Source organism: Paraburkholderia sp. SIMBA_053 (assembly GCF_046534895.1).
GTDB lineage: Bacteria > Pseudomonadota > Gammaproteobacteria > Burkholderiales > Burkholderiaceae > Paraburkholderia > Paraburkholderia caledonica.
Map to the genome: position 1 here is coordinate 1 of NZ_JAWRXU010000438.1, position 292 is coordinate 292.

Genomic DNA, 292 nt, shown 5'->3' on the forward strand with positions numbered 1-292 from the left:
CGCGGTGTATGTGCTGCGCTCGGGCCGCATGTGCGTCGCTGGCCTGAACGCGCGCAATGCGGAGTACGTGGCGTCGTCGATTGCCGCGGTGGTCGCGGGCGCATAGCGACCGCGGCAGCGCAGCCAACGCGAACGAGCACGCAACGCGCACAGCCAACAGATAACCCTGGAGACGTCGATGACGACACTTGATATGCCACCGGCAAGTGCGCCGCAAAAAGCCGGCATGCATGCGGACGAATGGCAGGCGCGCGTTCAACTGGCCGCGTGCTACCGCATCTTCGACATGCTC

General features: G+C 65.4%; 1 pseudogene. It reads left to right on the forward strand.

The features are described from left to right. Positions 1–178: 178 nt before the first annotated feature. Positions 179–292: pseudogene (locus SB753_RS36325) on the forward strand (class II aldolase/adducin family protein); the annotation flags it as partial.